This window comes from Roseateles sp. P5_B10, from assembly GCF_056400485.1.
The window spans coordinates 1-988 of sequence record NZ_JBFULE010001291.1 but is presented as its reverse complement, the minus strand read 5'-3'; the positions used below and the strand labels follow the sequence as shown (position 1 = coordinate 988).

Below are 988 nucleotides of genomic sequence, written 5' to 3'. Positions count from 1 at the left end.
GCATCAAGCGCGCAGCGACGGCAACGTCATTGAAGACGCAATAGCCGGAGCCCTTGTCGGCATAGGCATGGTGGGTGCCACCCGCCATATTGGCCGCGACGCCCTCGACCAGGGCCGCCCGGGCGGCCGCGATGCTGGCGCCCACCGAGCGCCGCGAACGCTCGGCCATGGACGGGCTCCACGGGAAGCCGATCTCGCGCTGCTGGGCGGCGCTGAGGTGACCGAGCAGGACCGCATCCACATAGTCCGGCGTGTGGGCCAGGGCCAGTTCACCCTCGCTGGCGGCCGGCGCCGGCTGCATGCGCAGCAACCCCGGCTCGCGCTCGAAATGCTCCCGTAACAAGCGGTACTTAGATTGCGGGAAGCGGTGCCCCGRCGGCAGGGCCAGGCTGTGGGCATCGGAATGGAAGGCCTGCATGGCCGCCACGATAGCCGTGGACCTTTGTCACACCCCGACACCCCTAGTTTGCTGCACTGCACAAAATAGTTCTTGCAATCTGGCGCCCGGCCCCTATCATTCAGTTCATGTTGCAGTGCAGCAAAAGAAGCACAGCAAACGGTTCAACCACCTGAAATCGGAGTCTCACCATGCTGACCGCTGAACAAGTCCTCGCCGCCCACAAGGCCAATGTCGAAACCCTCTTCGGCCTGACGAACAAGGCGTTCGAAGGCGTCGAAAAGCTCGTCGAGCTGAACCTGCAAGTCGCTCGCACCGCGCTGAGCGAAGCCGCCGACACCACCGCTGCCGCCCTGTCCGTCAAGGACGCACAAGAGCTGCTGTCCCTGCAAGCCGCCCTGCTGCAACCGACTGCCGAAAAGGCCGCCTCCTACAGCCGCCACATCTACGACATCGCCTCCGCCACCGGCGCCGAAGTCGCCAAGGCTGCTGAAGCCAAGTTCGCCGACGTGCAGAAGAGCTTCACCGCCGTTGTCGACAACGCCGCCAAGAACGCCCCGGCCGGCACCGAGAACGCCGTCGCCCTGGTGA

The 988-nt window shown here is 65.2% G+C and carries 2 protein-coding genes; one reads left to right on the top strand and one right to left on the bottom strand.

Annotated features, from left to right (window positions below; translation table 11 throughout):
• Positions 1-418 (bottom strand): arginase family protein (locus AC1DU6_RS32820; RefSeq protein WP_477862461.1); only part of this gene is annotated, 418 nt, incomplete at its 3' end.
• 170 nt (positions 419-588) lie between these two features.
• Between AC1DU6_RS32820 and AC1DU6_RS32815 the strand changes: the two genes are divergently transcribed.
• On the top strand, positions 589-988 hold a 400-nt coding region (locus AC1DU6_RS32815), incomplete at its 3' end, for a phasin family protein (RefSeq protein ID WP_477862459.1).